This window comes from Acinetobacter sp. VT 511 (assembly GCF_001077515.1).
Classification (GTDB): domain Bacteria; phylum Pseudomonadota; class Gammaproteobacteria; order Pseudomonadales; family Moraxellaceae; genus Acinetobacter; species Acinetobacter schindleri.
This window is the reverse complement of record NZ_LFRE01000089.1, coordinates 341,591-363,470: the sequence shown is the minus strand read 5'-3', so window position 1 is coordinate 363,470 and position 21,880 is coordinate 341,591. Positions and strand designations below refer to the sequence as shown.

The following is a 21,880-nucleotide window of genomic DNA, read 5'->3' as shown; positions in this document are numbered from 1 at the left end:
CTTTTCGTTTGCTTAATGTGCGGATGAAATACATCGATTCAAACATGTTTTGCTGATCCTCAGTTCAAGCGATACACAGGCATCTCATGGTCAACTTTCTATTTGATGGTTGAGCAATTGCAGAAGCATGTCTCTGCCAAAGGCAGACCGCCCAAGTTAAGCCTGGAGGATCAGGTTCTGCTCTGTCTGAGCTATTGGCGGGAATACCGAACCTTATTTCACGTTGCGACGAGTTACGGGGTTTCAGAGCCCACAGCCTCAAGAATTGTCCGTCATGTTGAAGACTGCCTGATTCGGTCCAATCTGTTTAATTTACCCAAAGATTTACCCGAGGGCGAAGGCATCGACTGGAATGTTGTGATCGTGGATGCCACGGAAATTCCAATCCAAAGGCCTAAAAAAACAGAAGAAAAGCTATAGCGGCAAGAAAAAGACCCATACCTTTAAAGTACAGGCCATGATTCACTACAAAACTCAGCAAATTCTGAGTTTATGTACCAGTCGCGGTGCAGTGCATGATTTCGAGTTGTTCAAACGCAATTTAAACCAGATTCCTTTTGGGGCTTTTATCCTTGCAGATAAAGGCTATCAGGGGATTTATGTGCTGTATCCGAATAGCCTGTTGCCATTAAAAGCCAAAAGACACTGTAAATTGGATCCTGAATTGAAAATCTATAATCAAGAAATCAATAAAAGAAGAATCGGAATTGAGCATGTATTTGGCAGCCTGAAAACCTTCAAAATCCTTGCTGAGCGTTATCGAAATAGAGGTAAAAGGCTTGGTTTGAGATTCAATTTAATCGCTGGAATCTACAACTTGGAACTGAGCAAAAAATGATTTATGAAAGAGGTCTATTAATTATCATTAATAAAAGAAAATATATTATTATAAATGAAATCTTTATGTTCATCTTCACGTTGCTGCTAAAATCCAAGCTCAATATGATAAACCTTTTTACAGTATCCTAAAACGCCTTCGGATATTATCGGACAACAGAAAAATATAAGTTATTAATTTTTAATAACATTAGGATTAATTCGAATGTAATCAAACAAGGAGATGGTGCGCTCAGCGGGACTCGAACCCACGCCACAGGCTTCGGAGACCTGTACTCTATCCAGTTGAGCTATGAGCGCTTATATGAGGAGTGCGCACATCATAACAAAAAATCGCATAAGGTAAACAACTATATATAAGCTAGTGATTTTAGTGACTACGCTTTGAACAATCTTCTCACACCTTTATAAAAGAATTCCCACTCAATCACTTGGCTTATTTATACAGATCACTCACAATATCTCAATTTTTCACCATTTGAGATCTCCATGACTGATGCATTGACCTTAAGGGATTTGTCAAAGACCTATCACAATGGCTTTCAAGCATTAAAAGGTATTAATCTGGATGTACCAGAGGGTGAGTTTTATGCCCTGCTCGGCCCGAATGGTGCAGGTAAATCTACAACCATCGGCATCATTAGTTCCTTAACAAGAAAAACCTCTGGGACTGTTGAGGTTTTTGGTCACAACTTGGATACCCACCCTTCTGAAGCGAAACAGTGTTTAGGCGTAGTACCACAAGAATTCAACTTCTCCCAGTTCGAGAAAACGTTCGACATCCTTGTTACGCAGGCGGGTTATTACGGTATTCCAAAGAAAATTGCTCAAGAACGTGCCGAAGAATATTTAAACAAACTGGGTTTGTGGGAAAAACGCGCTACACAGGCACGCATGCTTTCAGGCGGGATGAAGCGTCGTCTGATGATCGCCCGTGCCATGATGCATGAACCAAAACTGTTAATTCTGGATGAACCAACGGCGGGTGTCGATATCGAGCTGCGTCGCTCAATGTGGGACTTTCTGAATGAGATGAACAATAAAGGCACATCGATCATTCTGACCACTCACTACTTAGAAGAAGCAGAGATGTTGTGTCGCCGGATTGCAATCATTGACCGTGGTGTCATTAAAGAAGACACCACCATGAAGAACTTCCTCAATCAGCTAAATGAAGAATCCTTTATCTTCGATCTGGCCGAACCAATCGAACCTCTCCAGCTCGATATTATAGGGGTGAAGTTTAATCTGGTCGATCCAATGACATTGGAAGTCACTTTAGATAAAGCACATAGTATGAATGAACTGTTCCAGTTACTCGAAGCACAGAATATCCAAGTTCGTAGTATGCGTAACAAATCCAACCGTCTTGAAGAATTGTTTGTGAAAATGGTTGAGAAAAACCTCAATGGAGCTGCGCAATGAATTTAAATCAGCTTGGCGTTGCCCTTTATACCATCATTTATAAAGAAATCCGCCGCTTTATGCGGATCTGGCCCCAAACCCTGCTTCCACCTGCCATTACCATGACTTTATATTTCGTGATTTTTGGCAATCTGGTGGGTTCACGGATTGGAGAAATGGGCGGCTTTAGCTATATGCAGTTCATTGTGCCCGGTTTGATCATGATGGCGGTCATTACCAACAGTTATGCCAACGTATCTTCCAGCTTCTTTAGTTCTAAATTTCAAAAGAGCATTGAAGAACTGATTATGAGTCCGGTACCGCTACATGCAATCCTGTGGGGCTATGTTCTAGGTGGCGTGGCACGTGGTATTTTGGTGGCAATTATTGTGACCAGCATGAGTCTATTTTTTACTGACTTATATATTACTAACTGGTTCGTCACTATATATACAGTACTCGTTACTTCGCTACTGTTTTCATTGGGTGGTTTTATTAATGCGGTATATGCCAAATCCTTTGATGACATCTCGATTATCCCCACTTTTGTGCTGACTCCCCTGACTTATTTAGGTGGTGTATTCTATGCCATCAGTGTTTTAAGCCCTTTTTGGCAAAATCTCTCTTTAATTAACCCGATCGTCTATATGGTGAATGCATTCCGTTTCGGCATTTTAGGTCATAGCGATGTCAATGTTTCCATTTCATTGGCTGTGATTACCTTCTGGTGTGCTGTGTTATACGGTATTGCTTACTATTTATTGTCTCGTGGTTCAGGAATGCGTGAATAATGAGTGTAGAACATTCTCTTCTTGGTAAAGACACCAACTATCCAACAGAATATCAACCGGAGATTCTGTACCCAATTTCACGTGCACCTGCGCGTGAGAAATATGCTCATATTGAAGCTATTCAACAAGGTACGGACTGGTGGCATATTTTTGAAATATCCTGGTTAAATGCTGCCGGTGTACCACAGGTCGCAATTGGTCGAATGATTTTACCCGCATCTTCCCCAAACTTGATCGAATCCAAATCTCTTAAGCTGTATTTCAATAGCCTGAATTTTGCCAAGTTTGAGTCTAAATCAGCTTTTATTGCGACAGTCGAACAGGATTTATCTAAAGCCGCTGAAGCGGACGTAAAGCTAGATCTGTTCCATGTAGATGAGCTGGACATTGCCAAGCCTGAAGGAATCTGCCTGGATGAACTGATCCCAGAACGTCTGGAAAATCATCCTGATGCGACGTTATTGGCTCTAGATAATGAAAGTGATGAAAATGTCGAAGTTCAGCTTTATTCACATTTATTAAGAAGTAACTGTCCAGTCACTGGACAACCAGACTGGGGTACAGTATTTATACGCTATCAAGGTAAAAAACCTTGTTATAAGAGCATATTGGCTTATATTATTTCGTATCGTCAGCACAACGGTTTCCACGAACAATGTGTGGAACAGATATTTGCCGATATCTGGCAAAATCTAAAACCGGAAAAGCTGATGGTATATGCGGCCTATACACGCCGTGGTGGATTGGATATCAACCCTTGCCGTGTATCGGACTCCACATGGATGCCTCGCCCTATTCGTTTAGCGCGACAATAAGAAACATTGAGGTTTAACGATGCCTTTTTTTGGATTTATTCCTTCAGCAGAACTTTTAAATACAATTCAGACTGCGCAGAAAAATAAAAACTCCAGCGAACCGCTGTATCCACTTCGTGACAAAACGGCATTAATGATCAATGATGAGATCATTGATGCCATTTTGACTGAACTTGTACTCAAATTTCCAGCAAGTGATAAGCGTGATACTGCGGAAAAACTGGCAGGATATATCAAGTCCACGGTAGCAGTCTTGCTCAAGCAGTTATTGGGCAAAGCTCCCAATGATGTGGTACGTGAATCCATTGCCTTTTCTGAACGCAGTCTGTTTAAGGATCCTGAAGGCAACATCCGTATCGGTGAATCTCTGGATGCCAATCTGGTCACTAGCCTTAAGTACCAGTTTGCTGAAGTAAAAGCAGGCAATGAAATCGATAAACAGACCTTGAGCAATCTCTATAAAGAGTTTGGTGAGGCGACTGTGCGTCATTTTATGGTGGATTTTAACAAAACCCTGGATCTGGGCATGATTAAACGTAAAGCAGCAGATATCGGTGCTTCTGCAGTGATCAAGGCAATCAATATTGCTGCTGATAAAATTATCCTGAAATTAAATAAGGATGAACTAAAGGCAATGGCGGAATACCACGATACTTTGTTCTATTCTTAATATAAGTTGGTAAAAGAAGCCTGACTGATGTCGGGCTTTTTTATTGCCAATGAAATAGCTTGTTACAGTAAATGCATTTTCACAAGAAAAATGCGTTAAAAATAGCCATACTTTGTCTCTTTTTGTCAAAGCGGTTGGATGTCATTATCCAGTCAATGTTATCTTTAATAATCCTGAGCAATTGTGTTCTGTTTACAAGATTTTATCGATTTTTTGCCTCTTTTTTCGGGCATAAATAGAAGTGCAGGATGCTCTTATTGCCAACTCATTCATGAAATTGGAAATCACTGTCAGATGTTAAAACCACATTTTTATAAAAAACTTAAACGACTCTCTCTAGTACTCGCTGCAATTAGTTTTAGTAGTTTTAGCCAAGCCAATGATTTCCAAACGCATCCCTCTTATTCTGCTTTTAAAATCAAAACCATGCAACAGTATGGTTTAAGTAATGAACAGATTGACTGGGCCATGAATGGTACACGCAATTTACCGAATGTGTTGAGCATCATGAGCCGTCCAGGTGAAAGCAAACCGTGGTATAGCTATAAGAACAATTTTCTGGCTGAAAGTACCATTCAGCGTGGTGTGCGTTTTAAACAGCAGTATGCCGATACCCTGAATCGTGCTGAACAGCAGTTTGGTGTACCACAGGCGATTATTCTTGGGATTCTAGGAGTAGAAACCGGTTTTGGTAGCAACAAAGGTTCTTTTATCACTCGTGATGCATTAGCCACTCTTGGATTTAATGGTGATCGCCGCAATGGATACTTTCAGGATGAGCTTTCTGCTCTGATTGCCTGGTCATATAAAGATGGGGTGCCAACCAACTCCGTAGTGGGTTCTTATGCCGGTGCGATCGGTTATCCTCAGTTTATGCCAAGCAATATTCCCAAGTTTGGTGTCGACTATGATGGCAATGGTCATATTGATCTTCGTAACTCTGCTGTGGACGCTATTGGTTCAATTGCCAATTATCTGGCTCAGCATGGCTGGCAACGCAACCAGCCAATTGCTTTCCCTGCACGTTATGCTGGTTCAAATCCGGATGCAATAATTGCCAAGGACCTGACCCAGCCAACACCCTATGGTGTATTAAAAACTCAAGGAATTAGTCCTATGAATCCGATCGTAAAAATCGACGATCTGGATTTGGTCAATGTCATTCAATTGCAAGAAAATTATGGACCGATTTACTACATTACTTATCCAAATTTTCAGGTGATTACCACCTATAATCGCAGCCGAATGTACGCCACTGCTTTGTGGTTATTAGGTACAGAAATCGTGAGTCGATAAGGCTCTTATTTACCGCAAGACACAAAAGTCAACAAATATTTATGAGAAATAGTTCAAATTCTGGACTTTTTTCATACTTTGTTACAATTATGGTTATTTTTTAACCAATTATTGTTTATTTTACGTTCTTTTCAAGACTATTTTAATTAAAGACTAGACAGGCTATTACCGGCATGAATATTATCCATTTCGTCAAATGTAGTTGCATAAGTTAAATATCAGGCTCGTTTACTTGGTTTTTCAGCACTTTAGATTAACCTTTTGAACCCGCTGCTAGGAGTTGATTCGATGCATTCTTCAATCAAATACTTAATGGCCATTGCCACGACCGTCACACTGACGCAGTCGCAGGCAGAATTGGTTCAGTCATCATCATTAAATAATGATAATGACCGTTCGCGTGTTGCCACACGTGTTCTGAATCGTGAAGCTCAAAGCTTCAATTCAAACTTTACAAATTTAAACAGCCTTTCAATCACTGAGCGTTCTGGCGATAAAGTTCGTCGTGAAACGATTGCAGCTAAAATTGAAATCCCTGAAGATGAGCCTTCAGTGATTGAAAAACTGAACACTGTTGCTTCCAACACAGTTCGTAAATTCAGCCAGACTGGTACAGCATCTTGGTATGGTCGTCAGTTCCACGGTCGTAAAACGGCTAGCGGCGAAACTTTCGACATGAACGGAATGACTGCAGCTCACCGTAGCCTCCCATTGAATTGTTACATTCGTGTGACTAACAAGAACAATGGTAAGAGTGTGGTAGTGAAAGTAAATGACCGTGGTCCATTCCATGGCAACCGTGTACTTGATTTATCTTATGGTGCAGCCAAGCAAATTGGCATCACCAATGCGGGTACTGCCAAAGTTAGTATTGAGCGTGTACAAGGGCCAAACTCTTAAGATTTAGCTTATTAACGCATTTGACCAAAAGCCACAGATAATGTGGCTTTTTTTTATGGAATGATTTGCTGTGCTTAAATTAGAACTTATTTCAGGTGTACTGTTACTGCTCTTATCCGCCCTGCTCGTCTATTGGTCTTTTTCCAATAAGCTGACTTCCTGACGAGTGCGTTTTGACCACCACCCTGTTCTGCTTTATATTTTAAGAAATAGAAGCAGCAGGAGTGGAAAATGAAGACTATAACGGAATGGTTTGATGAATACAGCGACAGTCATCAGAACAAGACTAACAAGCTGATCCACTGGGTCTGTGTGCCCACTATCTATTTTTCTATTATCGGTATTCTTGCTCACTTCAGTGCATTACTCACTGTATTACTGGTTGTCTTGGCAATGATCTTTTATACGCGTCTTGATATTGTATTGGCGGTTGCTATGGCAGCACTGACTTTAGTTATGGCCTGGTTGATATGGATCCTGCCAGTCGGCGTCGGTTTTTATATCGGGCTATTTGTTTTTGCCTGGGTTGGCCAGTTTTATGGGCATAAAGTGGAAGGTAAAAAGCCTTCTTTTTTTAAAGACCTCCAATTCCTTCTTATTGGCCCGATTTGGTGCATGGATGCCTATCTAGGTAAAGTAATTCCTTTTTGGAAAAGTCGCCAAATAAGCAAAATGAAGCGCATTTAGCGCTATTTCTCATTTTCCTTCATGGGAAGGACCTTATTGATAGGTTCTTCCTTGATGTTTTAACCAGCCATCAACGTGTTTTCGGCTTGGATCATGATGGGTCCAATGAATGACACCACCCTTTTTGCTATATTCATATTCACCAAAAAATTCAACCACGTCGCCTTTTTGAATATTTGGAATCCACGGTGCCAGATCAATGTTATGAGCCACTAGCACGGTATGGCCATTGTTTAGTTCTAAAATAAACTTCTGATGACGAGATCCTTTATTATCATCTTTTAATATCGCAGTCACCTCACCCGCACCTTGAACTTGAATATCACTTTGTCTTTGCTAATAAGCCTGTTGTATACGTGCAATACCCGTATCTACCGTATTAATATTTGCACGATCAGGCTGCTGTTTATGTTGTTCAGTAGCTTCCTGTACAGGTGTGAAAGTATTGGTCTGTTGCCTGGACTCAGAAAGATCAAGTCCCAAATAAGCAGCAACCAGTAGTACGATGACTGCCCCAATCCCTATATTTGCTTTATTTGCCATCATTCTCCCCTGATCAGTAATGACTTAATCATAAAAAAAGCCCCATTAAATGGGGCTTTTTTTAACTTTTACCTAAAGGTAAAAATTATTGAGCAGCAGCAGCTTGAGCAGCAGCAACTTCATCAGCAAAGCTCATTTCAGCTTTCTTCTCGATGCCTTCACCCACTTCGAAGCGAGTAAATTGAGCAACTGTAGTACCAGTTGTTTTAAGGATTTCAGCAACTTTTTTGTCGTTGTCGATAACGTATTGTTGACGCTCAAGAACAACTTCGTTCAGGTATTTCTCAACAGAACCTACAACCATCTTCTCAACGATGTTTGCTGGTTTGCCAGATTCAAGTGCTTTCGCTTCAGCGATTTCTTTTTCTTTCGCAATTAGCTCAGCTGGAACTTGTTCAGCAGAAACTGCAACCGGGTTGAACGCAGCAACGTGCATTGCAATACCTTTACCAGTCGCGTCGTCACCTGTATAAGACACAACAACACCGATCTTAAGACCGTGTTTATAAACTGCAAGGTTTTCGCCTTCAACAATTTTCGCACGACGTACTTGGATGTTTTCACCGATTTTTTGAACAAGCGCGATACGAGCTTCTTCAACAGTAGTACCATCTTCAAGTTTAAGTTCAGCGATTTTAGCAACATCAGTTTCGTTAGCAGCAAGAGCAGCAGCAGCAACTTTAGCAGAGAAACCAGCAAAGTTTTCGTCTTTAGCAACGAAGTCAGTTTGACAGTTTACTTCTAAAAGAATTGCTTTGTTGCCTTCCTGAGTGATCGTGATCGCGCCGTCAGCAGCAATATTACCAGCTTTTTTAGCTGCTTTTGCTTGACCAGATTTACGCAGGTTATCGATCGCAAGTTCGATGTCACCACCAGCTTCTGTCAAAGCTTTTTTACATTCCATCATTGCAAGACCTGTACGATCACGCAATTCTTTAACCATGCTTGCTGTAACTGCAGTCATGTTTATCTCCTAAATTCGTTAGAAAATGAATTCTTTATAGAACAGAAACGGCCCAGAGGATTCTCATGGGCCGCCTGCATACACGACGCTTACTTTGCCACCATCACGTGTCGCAAAAATGACAAGCTAGCGTCTAACGCATTAAGCCTCAGAAGCTGGAGCTTCTTCTGCTTTAGCTTGTGCATTTGCTTGTGATTGAGCATATTCTTTACCAGCAAGAATCGCGTCAGCCATAGCAGAAGCATAAAGAGTAACTGCACGGATCGCATCGTCGTTACCCGGAATAACGTAATCTACGTTGTCTGGGTTAGAGTTTGTATCAACGATACCGATTACAGGAATACCAAGGTTTTTAGCTTCTTTGATTGCAATTGCTTCGTGATCAACGTCGATTACGAATAGTGCGTCAGGTAAACCACCCATGTTTTTAACGCCGCCAAGACCGCGTTCAAGTTTTTCCATCTCACGAGTACGCTCAAGAGCTTCACGTTTAGTCAGCTTAGCGAAAGTACCGTCTTGAGATTGGGTTTGAAGGTCTTTTAGACGGTTGATTGACTGACGAAGAGTTTTCCAGTTAGTCAACATACCACCTAACCAACGGTGATCAACGTATGGTTGACCAGCACGTTGAGCTTGCTCACGGATGATTGCAGAAGCTGCACGTTTAGTACCAACGAACAAAACTTTGTTCTTTTTGCTAGCCAATTGGTTAGCAAAGTTCAAAGCATCATTTAACGCAGGAACAGTGTGCTCAAGGTTGATGATGTGAATTTTGTTACGCGCGCCAAAGATGTATTGACGCATTTTTGGGTTCCAGAAACGAGTTTGGTGACCAAAGTGCGCGCCAGCTTGTAGAAGGTCGCGCATGCTTACGTTGTAATCTGCCATTTTCTTTACCTTAAAGATTTGGGTTAGGCCTCCATATATCCGCATTCTCCACCCTTGCGGGCACCCAGAGTAATGTGACGATATATGTGCGGATTTTTAATACACCATTCATCAAGCTACGCAAATATATTCACGAAAAAGCATTTGATAAAATGGGCGGCTATTTATACCATAGTCGCACACAAATTTCCAAAAGTTTTTAGAGATCATGAACACTACTTATCAAGCTCCCCGTCGTTTAATCAAATCCGCTGAAGATATCGAAAAGATGCGTGTAGCTGGACGACTGGCGGCAGAAGTGTTGGATATGATCAAACCGCATATCAAACCAGGTGTATCAACGCTTGAATTGGATACGATTTGTCATGACTATATTGTAAATGTACAGAATGCGATTCCAGCATGTCTGGGCTATGGCGCAGCGCCAGGCCGTCCTGCTTTCCAGCATACCATCTGTACATCAGTCAACCATGTGGTCTGTCACGGTATTCCCTCTGAAGGCAAGATCCTGAAAAAAGGCGATATTCTTAATATTGACGTGACTGTCATCAAAGATGGTTTTCATGGCGATACCAACATGATGTACATCGTGGGTGGTGAAACTTCTATTCTGGCGAACCGTCTATGTAAAGTCGCTCAAGAAGCCATGTATCGTGGTATCGCGGTGGTGAAACCAGGTGCAACCATGGGTGATATCGGTCATGCGATCCAAAAATATGTGGAATCTGAACGTTTTAGCGTAGTACGTGAATACTGTGGTCATGGCATCGGCACCACTTTCCATGACGAACCGCAGGTGCTGCATTATGGCCAGCCAAATACCGGTATGATCTTAGAAGAAGGTATGACATTTACGATTGAACCAATGGTCAATGCAGGTGTTTGGCAAACCAAATTGCTGGGTGACAAATGGACGGTTGTGACCAAGGATCACAAATTATCTGCGCAATATGAGCATACTCTTTTAGTAACAAAACATGGCGTAGAAGTCCTGACTGCCCGCCCTGAAGAAGATTTGTCACGTTTTACGGCATAATCCTTACAGGAAGCGCACAAAAAAGGTTACCCACAGGTAGCCTTTTTTATTTTATATTTCACATATTTTATAGATTTCAAGTTTAGCCTGAAACCCTTCAGTTACTGCGCCTTAACATCGAAGTTCAAGATAAACTTCGGCTATCAAAACACTTTTTCCGTAAAGTTTTATAAATTCTTTTGCCTAATGTGCACCAATATAGGCTAAGATATTGTGCTTTTTATTTTTTAATCCCTATAAGAAGGAATACCGCCGTGGACGTACGTCTCTCTGATCGTGTAAATGCCATCAAACCGTCCCCAACGCTTGCTGTGACTAACAAAGCTGCTGAACTTAAAGCTGCTGGTCATAACGTAATTGGCTTGGGTGCAGGTGAACCAGATTTTGATACACCACAACACATCAAAGATGCAGCAATTGCAGCGATTAACAACGGTTTCACCAAATACACCGCTGTAGACGGTACGCCAAGTCTTAAAAAAGCCATTATTGCCAAATTCAAACGTGACAACAACCTTGACTATGCAGCAAACCAGATCCTGGTTTCTTGTGGTGGCAAGCAATCATTCTTTAACCTGGCACTTGCCTTGTTAAACAAGGGTGATGAAGTCATCATCCCTGCACCATTCTGGGTAAGCTACCCTGATATGGTGATCATTGCTGAAGGTGTTCCTGTTATTGTGAAATGTGGTGAAGAACAACGTTTCAAAATTACTCCTGAACAATTAGAAGCGGCGATCACTGATAAAACTCGTCTAGTGGTATTGAACAGCCCTTCTAACCCGACTGGCATGATCTATACGAAAGCTGAACTAGAAGCCTTAGCTGCAGTACTGCGTAAATACCCAGAAGTGTATATCGCATCTGATGACATGTATGAACCAATCCGTTGGGATGACGAGTTCTACAATATCGCAACTGTTGCTCCAGACCTTTATGACCGTACAATCGTATTAAACGGTGTGTCTAAAGCCTATGCAATGACAGGCTGGCGTATCGGCTACGCAGCTGGTCCTGCGAAACTGATTGGCGCAATGAAGAAAATCCAGTCTCAATCAACTTCTAACCCGACTTCAATTTCGCAAGTTGCTGCTGAAGCTGCATTAAATGGTCCTCAAGACGTACTTGAGCCAATGATTGAAGCATTCAAACGTCGTCATGACCTGGTTGTAAAAGGCTTAAATGATATCAATGGTATTTCTTGCCTACCTGCGGACGGTGCATTCTATGCATATGCAAACATCAAACCATTGATTCGTGCCAAAGGTCTTAAATCTTGCACAGAATTCTCTGCTTGGTTACTGGAAGAAACTGGTGTTGCAGTCGTTCCAGGTGATGCATTTGGTCTAGGCGGCTTCATGCGTATCTCTTACGCAACTGCTGACGAAGTATTGGTTGATGCACTTGCTCGTATCAAGAAAGCTGCTGATTCAATCGAAGGCGTAGATGCTGCGATTGCTTCTATCGAAGCTGAAAAAGCTGCTAAATAATTTAGAGACTTTCTCAAGTTTTTAAATAAGAAACCCGCATTTATCGCGGGTTTTTTTATTTGTTCTCTTTAAATTTAACCTTAAATTTTGCACTTTCAAAACTAAAATTATGAGCGATCCGAATTAAACATCTCGATGACTTCAGCTTCAGTCATTTTTTGGGTTTGATTATTAAATAAATAGAAGGCTGGCTGATGATCCACATAAATCTCCAGATTAAAATCCAGATCATCAGGTAATTCCTCCAATGTAAAAACATTGATATTGGCAAATGAGTGATCTTTGGTTCGCCAAAAATAAAAGTACCACAAACACTACAAAAGCCGCGCTCCGCCCATTCTGAAGAGTTAAAAACAGATAAATACTGCTGATCGACAAAATGAATATCTTCGATATCAATAGCCATTAATGGCCCACTGGTCTGGCGGCGACACATCGAGCAATGACAGGCAGCAACTTCATGATTCCTGAGTTGTACTTCAAACTGAGTTGCACCACATAAACATCTTGCTTTCATCAGTATTCCTCATTGAACTTATTTTTTATATTTATTTTTAAGCCAAGGTATAAACCCTGCATACTCCAATCATACAATTTTTAATTGATGCCTGAGCCTCCATCCATCTAGAATTTAAAGATCATTCCAAAATCTAAAATAACAAGAGCAAGCAATGGATATCAAGAATCTATCAGGTTTACAGATTATGCAAGAAATGTGTAATGGCAACCTGCCGATGCCTTCTATGGCAACAACCATTCCCATGAAACCTACTTTAATTGAAAGTGGTCAGGTCACGTTTGAGGTGCAGGCAGATCAACACCATTTAAATCCTTTAGGCGGTGTACACGGGGGCTTTGCTGCAACAGTACTGGACACCGTAACAGGCTGTGCAATTCATACCGTTTTAGAAGCAGGCGCAGGATATGGCACGATTGATCTCAATATTAAAATGTGTCGCCCCATTCCCCAAAACAGACCATTGACGGCTATTGGTCAACTCATTAATACCAGCAAAAATCTTGCAATCTCAGAAGGAAAAATTATCGATGAAGATGGCAAGCTTTATGCTCATGCAACAGCCACCTGTATGATTTTTCGTTAAAAACTTCTAGTTTAAGAAAGGCTTAAAGCATACCCCACTTCGCATGCGGTGCTTGAACAGCTTTTGGTTGAGTCAAAGCCTGATACTCAAAATAATGTCTAGAGACATTCGCTAGACTTAATTCTTGAGTCTGTGCAGTAGATGTCTGCCAAACTTTAGACTGATTTGAACCCGTGATGAAATTGCCCGAAATAGCATAAATAAACAGATCTTTTGGCTGTATTTCAGGCGCATTCAGGAATACTTCAAAGCTAAATTGGCGTTCCTTCTCAACCAGCCATTTTTCTGCAAACCACAATTGTAACAAGTCACCCAAATACAACTGTTTTGCAGCTAAGGGCCATAAACGGATTTCAGCGCCATGAACAGGAGTAAAATATTGGGTAAAATCTTGAATAATATCAAGGTAGTTTTCTTGATAGAAAGACAGTTGGGCGAAAATTTGAGGGATAGTGAGCGTATTCATTCGCTTTCTCCGGTTTAGCCATTTTTGTGCTGGCAAGTAGGTTTAAATCCACACTGTTTGACCATCTGGTCAAACGACTTTATATTTTCAATTTAGCAATTCGCTTATGCGCTGACAAGCTTTTTTTGAATTTTAAATTTGATTGTCTAAATTAAAATCAGACAAACTATATTTGCAATAAATATAGAAGTTTTTGCTTGACCCCTGTCAAAATCCCTCTATAATCGCATTCAGATTCTCCCATAGCTCAGTCGGTAGAGCGACGGACTGTTAATCCGCAGGTCCCTGGTTCGAGCCCAGGTGGGAGAGCCAAATTCAAGAAAGCCCAAGCATTTTAGACTTGGGCTTTTTTTATTGCTTTAAGCTTTATTCACATAAAAACTTTTCATCTCCCCCTTCTCTTTCCTCCATGAAATTAGAATGATCGTGATTGATAACCATACTTCCATCAGATATGAAGGATTTTATTTTTAACTCGTACATTTTTTTAACAATTAATATTTAATATTTAATATATCCCTAAGTAGAGTTGCCTTTAAATCCACACAGTAATAGTAGACATTTAAAATTGCTTAGGCTATTTTTTAAACTTAAAAGACACTGAGCTATACTTTCGATAGATATAAAAAATCCCCCATTTTGGAGGATTTTTTTTAAGGATGCTTTAAGCAGCTTTTACTGGTACACCACTATGGAAGCGGAACATCTCATCTGGACTGAGAATCAGATTCTTTTCTACTTCACGAATATGTTCAATACGCGCCTGAATATCTTCTTTTGGATTTTTCAGTTTTGCTGTTTTCGCTACATCCATAGCGAGTGCTAGATAGTCCTCAAAATGGCGAGATTCGGATTTGAGCAGGTAACGGTAATAACGCCCAAGTTCTTCATCCACATGCGGTGCCAGTGCATAGAATCGCTCACAAGAGCGAGCTTCTACAAAGGCACCAATGACTAACACATCAATCAGCGATTCCGGTTCATAAGTACGGATTTCTTTGCGTAAGCCACCAGCATAGCGTCCTGCACTGAGACCAGTCCACTGCTGACCACGCTTGTTCATGAATTCCAACACCTGTTCATAGTGCAGCATTTCTTCGCGTACCAGCTGTGCCAGCTTTACCTGTAAGTCTACGAAAAAGCTATAACGAAACATCAGGTTCATTGCAGTACTGGCAGCTTTCTTCTCACAGTTGGCATGATCCTGCATCAGGATCTCCAGATTCTGTAAGGCTTCATCCAACCAGGCTTTAGGAGTTTCACAACCCAGGAAACCAATGACTGGCTTCATAAGTTCATCATAATCAATATTCGACATAACTTTTTAATCTTAACGTGCAGCTTTAATTGCAGCCTTCATTTGTTGTACAGCTTGTGCCAGACCAACAAAAACTGCATCTGCAATAATCGAGTGGCCAATGTTTAATTCATGAATTTGTGGAATCGCAGCGATTGGAGTGACATTATCCAGATTCAGACCATGACCTGCATTCACCACCAGACCTTTAGAAGCAGCATACTCTGCCCCTTTGATAATGCGCTCTAGTTCAGCTTTTTGTGCTTCAGGTGTTTCAGCATCCGCATAAGCACCGGTATGAATTTCAATCGTTGGTGCACCACACGCGACCGCAGCATCAATCTGGGCAAAGTCAGCATCAATAAATAGCGACACATCACAACCAATCGCAGTCAGTTCTTGAGTAGCCTTCTTTACATCTTCAAAATGGCCAACCACATCCAGACCGCCTTCAGTAGTGACTTCCTGACGTTTTTCAGGCACAAAACAGACATGATGTGGCTGAATTTCTTTAGCAAAAGCCACCATTTCATTAGTTACTGCCATTTCCAGATTCATATGCGTGGTCAATACCGGACGCATACGACGTACATCATCATCCTGGATATGACGACGGTCTTCACGTAAATGCAGGGTAATGCCCTCTGCACCCGCCTGTTCGCAGATCAATGCAGCATTGACTGGGTCTGGGTACGTCGTACCACGTGCTTGTCTTAAAGTTGCGACATGGTCAATATTGACACCAAGTAATGCAGCCATAATATTTTCCTAACTACGATTGAGATTGAGAATTTTGGATCCACAATTGTCGACTTTTGAGTGGCCGATCACCAAGTAAGGCAGTGATGACCTGTCGATAAAGCTTCGTCAATAATTGTAACTGTTCTGAATTAAAATCCCTACCATTTTCATAGTGCTGCATTGTTAAAATCTGCTGACCTGACATGGTTGAACGCAAGGCTTTAGCCGAAGGCATAAAACCTTCATTCAACTGAAAATAGTAATGTTGCACGGGATTGATTGGTGCCTGATTAGCATCGACCGAAAAATCCAGTTCATAGCCCAGTTCTTCTAATAAGATATGTTCAAACTGACGCAGAACCTGTTTTAAATAAGTATTGGGATTTTCCTGATCGGAGAGTTTTTGCAAGGCATTCAGTGTTTCGCCATATTTGGCAAAGGTCAGCGGCATTTGCACTTCAAGCGGACATAAACGCAACAGGATTTCATTCAGATAAAAACCAGAAAAGAAGGCATCACCGAAAAAAAAGATCGGCTGATTAACAATTTCTAATTTGGTGAAGTTTTTCAGTTCAGATTTGCCTGAAGCTAACAAGCTGATGGGTTGATATTGGGGTGGAGGATTTTGTCTCAGTATCCCGTCGATACGGCCATATTCCTGGGTAAATAAATGCACAATATGACTGCGATCGCGATATTTACGATGATGAATCAGGTATCCATGCAGCACTTCATTACGCATAGGCTGCTTCTTTAATCTTTATTCTTTTTTGAGTTTTTCTCGTCTTCTTCGTCATCCCCATCAGGAATGGCGGCACCCACAACAGCCGCGGTTCCTTTGACCGCGTACTTTGTGGTTTTATAGGCAACTTTGGCAGGAACGGTCACTACTTTATGAATACAGCCCTGCAAAAATAAAACACATGCAATGACTGCCAGAAATTTCATCATGATCCGTTCCCGTCCAATTTAAATGTCGCTATAACCTAGACTTTTCAGTGCCCGCTCATCATCAGACCAGCCGCCTTTGACTTTCACCCAAAGCGTTAGCATGATTTTCTGCTCGAACATTTTTTCCATGTCGACACGAGCATCCATACCGATTTTTTTCAGCTTGGAGCCTTTTTCACCAATCACAATGGCTTTCTGGCCAGCACGATCAACGAAAATAGTCGCATCAATATAAGTACATGCCGGCTTCATACGACCTGTTTTTTCGTTCAGGGTCGGCTCTTCAGTTTTGAAAGATTCGATCTGAACAGTTAAATCGTATGGCAGTTCTTCACCTAACTGACGCATGATCTTTTCACGGATAATTTCAGATGCCAGGAAGCGCTCTGAACGGTCAGTCAGCTGATCCAGTGAATATAACGGTGGCTGGAACGGTAGATAATTCGCAATCGTTGTACGCAGATGCTCAAGGTTAGCACCACGAAGTGCAGAAACCGGTACGATTTCAGCAAAGTTCATCAGCTTGGCACGTTCTTGAATCAAAGGTAATGCATGGTTTTTATTTTCTAGTGTATCAATCTTATTGATCACTAGAATGACCGGCATATCCGCATTTTTCAGCTTTTCCAAAACCAGGTCGTCGTTTGGCGTCCACTTATCTGCATCAACAACAAATAAAACCAGGTTTACATCACGCAATGCAGAATGCGCAGCGCGGTTCATCATTTTATTGATGGCACGTACTTCTTTCTTGTGCATCCCTGGAGTATCCACAAATACTGCCTGAGATTTCTCACGTGAATCAATGCCCACAATCTTGTGACGTGTGGTTTGTGGCTTACGTGAAGTAATCGAAAGTTTCTGGCCCAAAATATGGTTCATCAAGGTTGATTTGCCCACGTTTGGACGACCAACAATCGCAACAAAACCACTGCGGTAATCCGAAGGGATTTCAGTGCCTTGTTCGCTAAAAAATTGACTAATTAAGTCATTGCTGTCGCTTTGCGACTCGTGATCAGCATCGATGTGATCGGAATGAGTAGTCATTAAGACTTATGCTCCAATAGTTTTAAAATTTCTGCTGCAACTGCTTGTTCAGCAAAACGGCGACTTGAACCCTCGCCGATCAGGATAGGTAAGTCCTCAATCCGGCACTCCACTTTGAAATGCTGGTTTGGGGCATCCCCTTGAATATCTACAACCTCGTAAACTGGGAGAGGTTTCTTACGTGCTTGTAAATACTCTTGTAAGCGAGATTTAGGGTCTTTAAGCTGATCGGTCGGCTCAATATGATCTAAATACGGTTCGTACCATTTTAACACAATCGGCTCTAACACGGTGAGATCACCGCAATCGACATAGATCGCACCAATAATGGCTTCTACCGTATCTGCCAGTATAGACTCACGATGATGACCACCAGATTTCAATTCACCGGTACTGAGAATTAAATTCTGGCTCAGCTTTAAATCATTGGCGATTTTTCCTAATGCTTCCTGACGAACCAGAGTCGCACGCATACGCGTTAAACGGCCTTCATTTTCGTGTGGATAAGCAGTGAAGAGATAATTGGCAATGATCATCCCTAAAAGCGAATCGCCCAGAAATTCCAGGCGCTCGTAGTTGTGTTTATGACTGACTGAACGATGGGTCAATGCCAGTTTCAGCAAATCAGCCTGTTTAAACTGATAGCCGATCCGCTTGGCAAGACGTTCATCATTTAGCTTTGACTGTGCTTTGATCAAACTCTTTCTCAAACTTCATCACTAAATCGATATTCATTAGAAAATTCTTGCGAACTTCATAATTCTTTCTTACGACCATCGCTTGCGCATTGTCGAGAATAACATTCTGCTTAATGTCAAAATCGCGAATGTTATTCATCTCTAAACGCTTAGACAGTTCCGAATTAAATTTCTCCGGCGTGATATTTGCGGGAGCTGTTTTTAGTAGCTCCTCAATCTGGCTATCTACTAGGCGATCATCGAAATACGGTCCCCATACCGCAATTGCGATTTTTGCCAGAAAAGCAAACCCCATAATTGCAAACAATATTGCAATATACGATGCACCTTGTTGATGTCTCATTTTTATTTTCCCAATTGAAACAATAAATTAGTCAATTGTTCCGTTTCGGCTAAACGAAGGTAATTTAAAACCTGGTTCTTTATGCATCCATACATAGAATGCGCGACCGGTTAAATTTTCTTCCGGAACAAATCCCCAGAAGCGACTGTCAGCACTTTGATCACGATTATCCCCCATCGCAAAGTACTGACCTTCTGGAACTTTTACTTCCCAATATAAACCATTTTCACCTGAATATTTACCATTTTCCACAAAGTTGATAAATGGTGCCTGACGCGCCACATTTACCCCTTCAAGCTCACGCATGGTAAAGGTATGCTTACCTAAAGTCTCTTTGTGATAAATTGATTCAGGCGTATCTAAACGGTCTTTTTCACGGCTAAATTCAACAGGAACTTTAGTGACTTTTTCACCATTAATAATCAATTGACCATGATCATAGACAATATGATCACCCGGTAAACCTACAATACGTTTGATATAGCTAATACCAGGTTGTGGTGGATAACGGAATACCGCCACTTCACCACGTTCTGGACTTCCAGTATCAATAATTTTGCTATTGATGATGGGCAGACGCACACCATAATCGAATTTATTGACCAGAATGAAGTCACCTGTTTCCAGGGTGGGCACCATGGAATCAGATGGAATATTAAAAGGCTCGTACAAGAATGAACGCAGAACCAGCACAACGGTCAGCACTGGCCAGAAGTCATAAGCCCAGGTAATGATAAAATTTTCATTGCCCTTGCCTTTGGTCTGTCGCTGTTTCAGAACAAACTTATCAAGCAGCCAGATTGCAATAAAAAACAGCGTGGCAGGAACAAGAATTAAATTAAAATCAAAATCCATGGGCTTATATCCTTATTATTTTAGCGTTCGACTTTTAATACGGCTAAGAACGCTTCCTGTGGGATTTCTACGCTACCCACCTGTTTCATACGTTTCTTACCTTCTTTCTGTTTAGACAGAAGTTTTTTCTTACGTGACACGTCACCACCATAACACTTTGCCAATACGTTTTTACGCATCGCTTTTACAGTAGAACGGGCAATGATTTGCGCACCAATGGCTGCCTGAATCGCGACATCAAACATTTGACGTGGAATCAGGTCTTTCATTTTTTCAACCAGGGCAATACCACGGTGACGTGCATCCTGACGGTGACAGATCATCGCCAAGGCATCCACTTTGTCACCATTGATCAGAACATCAACCTTAACCAATGATGAACTTTCAAAGCGCACAAAGTTATAGTCCAGTGAGGCAAAACCACGTGAGCAAGACTTCAGTTTGTCGAAGAAATCCATGACCACTTCAGCCATGGGAATTTCAAAGGTAATGGATACCTGATTACTCATGAACTTCATGTCTTTTTGCACACCACGGCGCTCAACACATAAGGTCATCACATTACCCAGATATTCTTGTGGCACCAAAATATGACACTCTGCAATCGGTTCACGCAGGTCTTCTACTGTTGAACCGTCTGGCATTTTTGATGGACTGTCGACATAGATCGTTTGACCATTTTTCATCACCGCTTCATAAATTACAGTCGGTGCAGATGAAATCAGATCCAGATCGTATTCACGTTCCAGGCGCTCCTGTACGATCTCCATATGCAGCATCCCCAAGAAGCCACAACGGAAACCAAAACCAAGTGCATCTGAACTTTCAGGTTCAAAGAACAAGGCAGAGTCGTTAATCTGTAATTTTTGCAGCGCTTCACGGAAAGGTTCAAAGTCACTGGCATCAATCGGGAACAGACCTGCATAAACCTGAGGTTTTACCTTCTTGAAACCTGGCAATACTTCAACATCTGGAGTGGATGCAAGGGTGATCGTATCACCGACTGGCGCACCAAAGATGTCTTTAATACCTGCGATTACAAAGCCAACTTCACCCGCTTCAAGAATATCGGTTTCAGTATGCTTTGGATTGAAGATACCTACTGAAGTAATAATGTGCGTCTGACCAGTTGATTTCATCAACATCTTGTCGCCTTTACGCACACGACCCTGTTTCACACGAACTAAAGACACAACGCCCAGGTAGTTATCGAACCATGAGTCGATAATCAATGCTTGCAGCGGTGCATCACGGTCACCTGTTGGCGCAGGAATCACATTCACCAGAGTTTCCAGCACACCTTCAATACCTAGGCCTGTTTTTGCAGAACAGGTCGGTGCTTCAGTGGCTTCAATACCAATGATGTCTTCAATTTCCTGAATTACACGCTCAGGTTCAGCCTGCGGCAAGTCAATCTTGTTCAGAACTGGCAATACTTCCAGACCTTGCTCAATTGCGGTATAGCAGTTTGCAACAGACTGTGCTTCTACACCCTGTGCTGCATCTACAACCAGCAATGCACCTTCGCACGCCGCAAGCGAACGCGATACTTCATAAGAGAAGTCCACGTGTCCCGGAGTATCAATGAAGTTTAGCTGATATTCCTGACCATTCGGGTGTGTGTAGTACAAGGTCACCGATGCCGCTTTAATGGTAATCCCACGTTCGCGTTCAAGTTCCATAGAATCGAGAACCTGAGCCTGCATTTCACGATCCTGCAAACCACCACAGGTTTGAATGAATCGATCCGCCAGGGTCGATTTACCGTGGTCAATATGCGCAATAATCGAGAAGTTACGAATGTTTTTAATATCAACAGATTTTTTAGCTTGCGCCATGGGCTACCTTGAGAAAAAAACGCGCCATGCAATATAAAGGGATTGCACAACAAAAGCCGAATAGAAATTGCCGAGGATTATAGCAGAATGCAGTTACAGAAAAAGAATTATATTTTCGTCGCTCATTCCACTACTTTGTTTGCCATGAAATCGCTCTAACCAAGTTTTGGCAATATCAGAGCGATTGTCATTAAATACATACAACCACATTTAAGTCTGC

General features: G+C 41.7%; 24 protein-coding genes, 2 tRNA genes and 2 pseudogenes. 13 read left to right on the top strand and 15 right to left on the bottom strand.

Features of this window, described 5'->3' with window-relative positions; genetic code table 11:
- Positions 1-105: 105 nt before the first annotated feature.
- Positions 106-420, top strand: a complete 315-nt coding sequence (locus ACS72_RS17625) for a transposase family protein (protein WP_004782176.1) — start codon at positions 106-108, stop codon at positions 418-420.
- On the top strand, positions 368-838 hold the full coding sequence (locus ACS72_RS14535) for an IS5/IS1182 family transposase (RefSeq protein WP_004809604.1): 471 nt from the start codon (positions 368-370) through the stop codon (positions 836-838). The genes ACS72_RS17625 and ACS72_RS14535 overlap by 53 nt, the downstream gene beginning before the upstream one ends.
- 223 nt (positions 839-1,061) lie before the next feature.
- Here ACS72_RS14535 and ACS72_RS14530 read toward each other — a convergent pair.
- A tRNA-Arg gene (locus ACS72_RS14530) sits at positions 1,062-1,137 on the bottom strand.
- A 189-nt stretch (positions 1,138-1,326) separates the two neighbouring features.
- Here ACS72_RS14530 and ACS72_RS14525 point away from each other — a divergent pair.
- From ACS72_RS14525 to ACS72_RS14495, 7 genes are all read left to right on the top strand, one after another.
- A complete protein-coding gene (locus ACS72_RS14525; RefSeq protein WP_004815237.1) occupies positions 1,327-2,262 on the top strand; it encodes an ABC transporter ATP-binding protein in 936 nt (311 codons plus the stop codon).
- Positions 2,259-3,032 carry an ABC transporter permease gene (locus ACS72_RS14520; protein WP_004815236.1) on the top strand — a complete coding sequence of 258 codons (774 nt, stop codon included), beginning with the start codon at positions 2,259-2,261 and terminating at the stop codon, positions 3,030-3,032. Before ACS72_RS14525 ends, ACS72_RS14520 begins: the two co-directional genes overlap by 4 nt.
- Positions 3,032-3,847, top strand: coding sequence for an NADPH-dependent 7-cyano-7-deazaguanine reductase QueF (gene queF / locus ACS72_RS14515; protein WP_048882476.1), 816 nt, complete (start codon positions 3,032-3,034; stop codon positions 3,845-3,847). Before ACS72_RS14520 ends, queF begins: the two co-directional genes overlap by 1 nt.
- 19 nt (positions 3,848-3,866) lie before the next feature.
- A complete protein-coding gene (locus ACS72_RS14510; protein WP_048882475.1) occupies positions 3,867-4,517 on the top strand; it encodes a hypothetical protein in 651 nt (216 codons plus the stop codon).
- 294 nt (positions 4,518-4,811) lie between these two features.
- Positions 4,812-5,813 (top strand): lytic murein transglycosylase B, encoded by a 1,002-nt coding sequence (gene mltB / locus ACS72_RS14505; RefSeq protein WP_048882474.1) that lies wholly within the window; start codon positions 4,812-4,814, stop codon positions 5,811-5,813.
- A 288-nt stretch (positions 5,814-6,101) separates the two neighbouring features.
- Positions 6,102-6,713, top strand: a complete 612-nt coding sequence (locus ACS72_RS14500) for a septal ring lytic transglycosylase RlpA family protein (RefSeq protein WP_004815231.1) — start codon at positions 6,102-6,104, stop codon at positions 6,711-6,713.
- A 231-nt stretch (positions 6,714-6,944) separates the two neighbouring features.
- The gene (locus ACS72_RS14495; RefSeq protein ID WP_048882473.1) at positions 6,945-7,400 is read left to right on the top strand and encodes a DUF962 domain-containing protein; all 456 of its coding nucleotides are present in this window, start codon (positions 6,945-6,947) and stop codon (positions 7,398-7,400) included.
- Positions 7,401-7,433: 33 nt separating this feature from the next.
- On the opposite strand, the pseudogene ACS72_RS14490 reads toward ACS72_RS14495, so the two are convergent.
- The 3 genes and pseudogenes from ACS72_RS14490 to rpsB all read right to left on the bottom strand — a co-directional run bounded on the left by ACS72_RS14490 (position 7,434) and on the right by rpsB (position 9,795).
- A pseudogene (locus ACS72_RS14490) lies at positions 7,434-7,943 on the bottom strand (DUF3465 domain-containing protein).
- An 85-nt stretch (positions 7,944-8,028) separates the two neighbouring features.
- Positions 8,029-8,907, bottom strand: a complete 879-nt coding sequence (gene tsf, locus ACS72_RS14485) for a translation elongation factor Ts (protein WP_008307652.1) — start codon at positions 8,905-8,907, stop codon at positions 8,029-8,031.
- A 141-nt stretch (positions 8,908-9,048) separates the two neighbouring features.
- Entirely contained in the window at positions 9,049-9,795 is a 747-nt protein-coding gene (gene rpsB / locus ACS72_RS14480) for a 30S ribosomal protein S2 (RefSeq protein WP_004892292.1), read from the bottom strand.
- A 208-nt stretch (positions 9,796-10,003) separates the two neighbouring features.
- Between rpsB and map the strand changes: the two genes are divergently transcribed.
- Together map and ACS72_RS14470 are read left to right on the top strand one after the other, a co-directional pair.
- Positions 10,004-10,831, top strand: coding sequence for a type I methionyl aminopeptidase (map, locus tag ACS72_RS14475; RefSeq protein WP_004892289.1), 828 nt, complete (start codon positions 10,004-10,006; stop codon positions 10,829-10,831).
- 254 nt (positions 10,832-11,085) lie between these two features.
- Positions 11,086-12,321: a pyridoxal phosphate-dependent aminotransferase gene (locus ACS72_RS14470; RefSeq protein ID WP_048882472.1), complete on the top strand. Its 1,236-nt coding sequence runs from the start codon at positions 11,086-11,088 to the stop codon at positions 12,319-12,321.
- Positions 12,322-12,428: 107 nt separating this feature from the next.
- Here ACS72_RS14470 and ACS72_RS14465 read toward each other — a convergent pair.
- A pseudogene (locus tag ACS72_RS14465) lies at positions 12,429-12,838 on the bottom strand (GFA family protein).
- A 154-nt stretch (positions 12,839-12,992) separates the two neighbouring features.
- Here ACS72_RS14465 and ACS72_RS14460 point away from each other — a divergent pair.
- Complete coding sequence (locus ACS72_RS14460; protein ID WP_004815217.1) at positions 12,993-13,424, top strand: PaaI family thioesterase; 432 nt, start codon at positions 12,993-12,995, stop codon at positions 13,422-13,424.
- Between the two features lie 22 nt (positions 13,425-13,446).
- Here the strand turns inward: ACS72_RS14460 and ACS72_RS14455 are convergent, their stop codons facing one another.
- A complete protein-coding gene (locus ACS72_RS14455) occupies positions 13,447-13,890 on the bottom strand; it encodes a hypothetical protein (RefSeq protein ID WP_048882471.1) in 444 nt (147 codons plus the stop codon).
- A gap of 236 nt (positions 13,891-14,126) precedes the next feature.
- On the opposite strand from ACS72_RS14455, the gene ACS72_RS14450 reads away from it, so the two are divergent.
- A tRNA-Asn gene (locus ACS72_RS14450) sits at positions 14,127-14,202 on the top strand.
- A 352-nt stretch (positions 14,203-14,554) separates the two neighbouring features.
- On the opposite strand, the gene ACS72_RS14445 is transcribed toward ACS72_RS14450, so the two are convergent.
- From ACS72_RS14445 to lepA, 9 genes are read right to left on the bottom strand one after another with little or no spacing between them, the layout of a single operon-like run.
- Positions 14,555-15,208 (bottom strand): tRNA-(ms[2]io[6]A)-hydroxylase, encoded by a 654-nt coding sequence (locus tag ACS72_RS14445; RefSeq protein WP_008307646.1) that lies wholly within the window; start codon positions 15,206-15,208, stop codon positions 14,555-14,557.
- A 12-nt stretch (positions 15,209-15,220) separates the two neighbouring features.
- On the bottom strand, positions 15,221-15,946 hold the full coding sequence (gene pdxJ, locus ACS72_RS14440) for a pyridoxine 5'-phosphate synthase (protein WP_008307644.1): 726 nt from the start codon (positions 15,944-15,946) through the stop codon (positions 15,221-15,223).
- Between the two features lie 13 nt (positions 15,947-15,959).
- On the bottom strand, positions 15,960-16,670 hold the full coding sequence (locus ACS72_RS14435; protein WP_008307643.1) for a DNA repair protein RecO: 711 nt from the start codon (positions 16,668-16,670) through the stop codon (positions 15,960-15,962).
- 11 nt (positions 16,671-16,681) lie between these two features.
- On the bottom strand, positions 16,682-16,879 hold the full coding sequence (locus ACS72_RS14430) for an NF038104 family lipoprotein (protein WP_034593121.1): 198 nt from the start codon (positions 16,877-16,879) through the stop codon (positions 16,682-16,684).
- Positions 16,880-16,897: 18 nt separating this feature from the next.
- A complete protein-coding gene (era, locus tag ACS72_RS14425; protein ID WP_008307641.1) occupies positions 16,898-17,926 on the bottom strand; it encodes a GTPase Era in 1,029 nt (342 codons plus the stop codon).
- Positions 17,926-18,636: a ribonuclease III gene (gene rnc, locus ACS72_RS14420; RefSeq protein ID WP_171056683.1), complete on the bottom strand. Its 711-nt coding sequence runs from the start codon at positions 18,634-18,636 to the stop codon at positions 17,926-17,928. The genes era and rnc overlap by 1 nt, the downstream gene beginning before the upstream one ends.
- Positions 18,596-18,967 (bottom strand): DUF4845 domain-containing protein, encoded by a 372-nt coding sequence (locus ACS72_RS14415; protein WP_004815195.1) that lies wholly within the window; start codon positions 18,965-18,967, stop codon positions 18,596-18,598. Before ACS72_RS14415 ends, rnc begins: the two co-directional genes overlap by 41 nt.
- 27 nt (positions 18,968-18,994) lie before the next feature.
- Positions 18,995-19,822, bottom strand: coding sequence for a signal peptidase I (gene lepB, locus ACS72_RS14410; protein ID WP_004815193.1), 828 nt, complete (start codon positions 19,820-19,822; stop codon positions 18,995-18,997).
- A 20-nt stretch (positions 19,823-19,842) separates the two neighbouring features.
- Entirely contained in the window at positions 19,843-21,660 is a 1,818-nt protein-coding gene (gene lepA / locus ACS72_RS14405) for a translation elongation factor 4 (protein ID WP_004815191.1), read from the bottom strand.
- Positions 21,661-21,880 lie beyond the last annotated feature (220 nt).

What these genes read in the sequence shown, in the direction of transcription:
- ACS72_RS17625 (WP_004782176.1), top strand. Translation starts at nt 106, where the DNA reads ATGGTTGAGCAATTGCAGAAGCATGTCTCTGCCAAAGGCAGACCGCCC.
- ACS72_RS14535 (WP_004809604.1), top strand. Translation starts at nt 368, where the DNA reads ATGCCACGGAAATTCCAATCCAAAGGCCTAAAAAAACAGAAGAAAAGC.
- ACS72_RS14525 (WP_004815237.1), top strand. Translation starts at nt 1,327, where the DNA reads ATGACTGATGCATTGACCTTAAGGGATTTGTCAAAGACCTATCACAAT.
- ACS72_RS14520 (WP_004815236.1), top strand. Translation starts at nt 2,259, where the DNA reads ATGAATTTAAATCAGCTTGGCGTTGCCCTTTATACCATCATTTATAAA.
- queF (WP_048882476.1), top strand. Translation starts at nt 3,032, where the DNA reads ATGAGTGTAGAACATTCTCTTCTTGGTAAAGACACCAACTATCCAACA.
- ACS72_RS14510 (WP_048882475.1), top strand. Translation starts at nt 3,867, where the DNA reads ATGCCTTTTTTTGGATTTATTCCTTCAGCAGAACTTTTAAATACAATT.
- mltB (WP_048882474.1), top strand. Translation starts at nt 4,812, where the DNA reads ATGTTAAAACCACATTTTTATAAAAAACTTAAACGACTCTCTCTAGTA.
- ACS72_RS14500 (WP_004815231.1), top strand. Translation starts at nt 6,102, where the DNA reads ATGCATTCTTCAATCAAATACTTAATGGCCATTGCCACGACCGTCACA.
- ACS72_RS14495 (WP_048882473.1), top strand. Translation starts at nt 6,945, where the DNA reads ATGAAGACTATAACGGAATGGTTTGATGAATACAGCGACAGTCATCAG.
- tsf (WP_008307652.1), bottom strand. Translation starts at nt 8,907, where the DNA reads ATGACTGCAGTTACAGCAAGCATGGTTAAAGAATTGCGTGATCGTACA.
- rpsB (WP_004892292.1), bottom strand. Translation starts at nt 9,795, where the DNA reads ATGGCAGATTACAACGTAAGCATGCGCGACCTTCTACAAGCTGGCGCG.
- map (WP_004892289.1), top strand. Translation starts at nt 10,004, where the DNA reads ATGAACACTACTTATCAAGCTCCCCGTCGTTTAATCAAATCCGCTGAA.
- ACS72_RS14460 (WP_004815217.1), top strand. Translation starts at nt 12,993, where the DNA reads ATGGATATCAAGAATCTATCAGGTTTACAGATTATGCAAGAAATGTGT.
- ACS72_RS14455 (WP_048882471.1), bottom strand. Translation starts at nt 13,890, where the DNA reads ATGAATACGCTCACTATCCCTCAAATTTTCGCCCAACTGTCTTTCTAT.
- ACS72_RS14445 (WP_008307646.1), bottom strand. Translation starts at nt 15,208, where the DNA reads ATGTCGAATATTGATTATGATGAACTTATGAAGCCAGTCATTGGTTTC.
- pdxJ (WP_008307644.1), bottom strand. Translation starts at nt 15,946, where the DNA reads ATGGCTGCATTACTTGGTGTCAATATTGACCATGTCGCAACTTTAAGA.
- ACS72_RS14435 (WP_008307643.1), bottom strand. Translation starts at nt 16,670, where the DNA reads ATGCGTAATGAAGTGCTGCATGGATACCTGATTCATCATCGTAAATAT.
- ACS72_RS14430 (WP_034593121.1), bottom strand. Translation starts at nt 16,879, where the DNA reads ATGATGAAATTTCTGGCAGTCATTGCATGTGTTTTATTTTTGCAGGGC.
- era (WP_008307641.1), bottom strand. Translation starts at nt 17,926, where the DNA reads ATGACTACTCATTCCGATCACATCGATGCTGATCACGAGTCGCAAAGC.
- ACS72_RS14415 (WP_004815195.1), bottom strand. Translation starts at nt 18,967, where the DNA reads ATGAGACATCAACAAGGTGCATCGTATATTGCAATATTGTTTGCAATT.
- lepB (WP_004815193.1), bottom strand. Translation starts at nt 19,822, where the DNA reads ATGGATTTTGATTTTAATTTAATTCTTGTTCCTGCCACGCTGTTTTTT.
- lepA (WP_004815191.1), bottom strand. Translation starts at nt 21,660, where the DNA reads ATGGCGCAAGCTAAAAAATCTGTTGATATTAAAAACATTCGTAACTTC.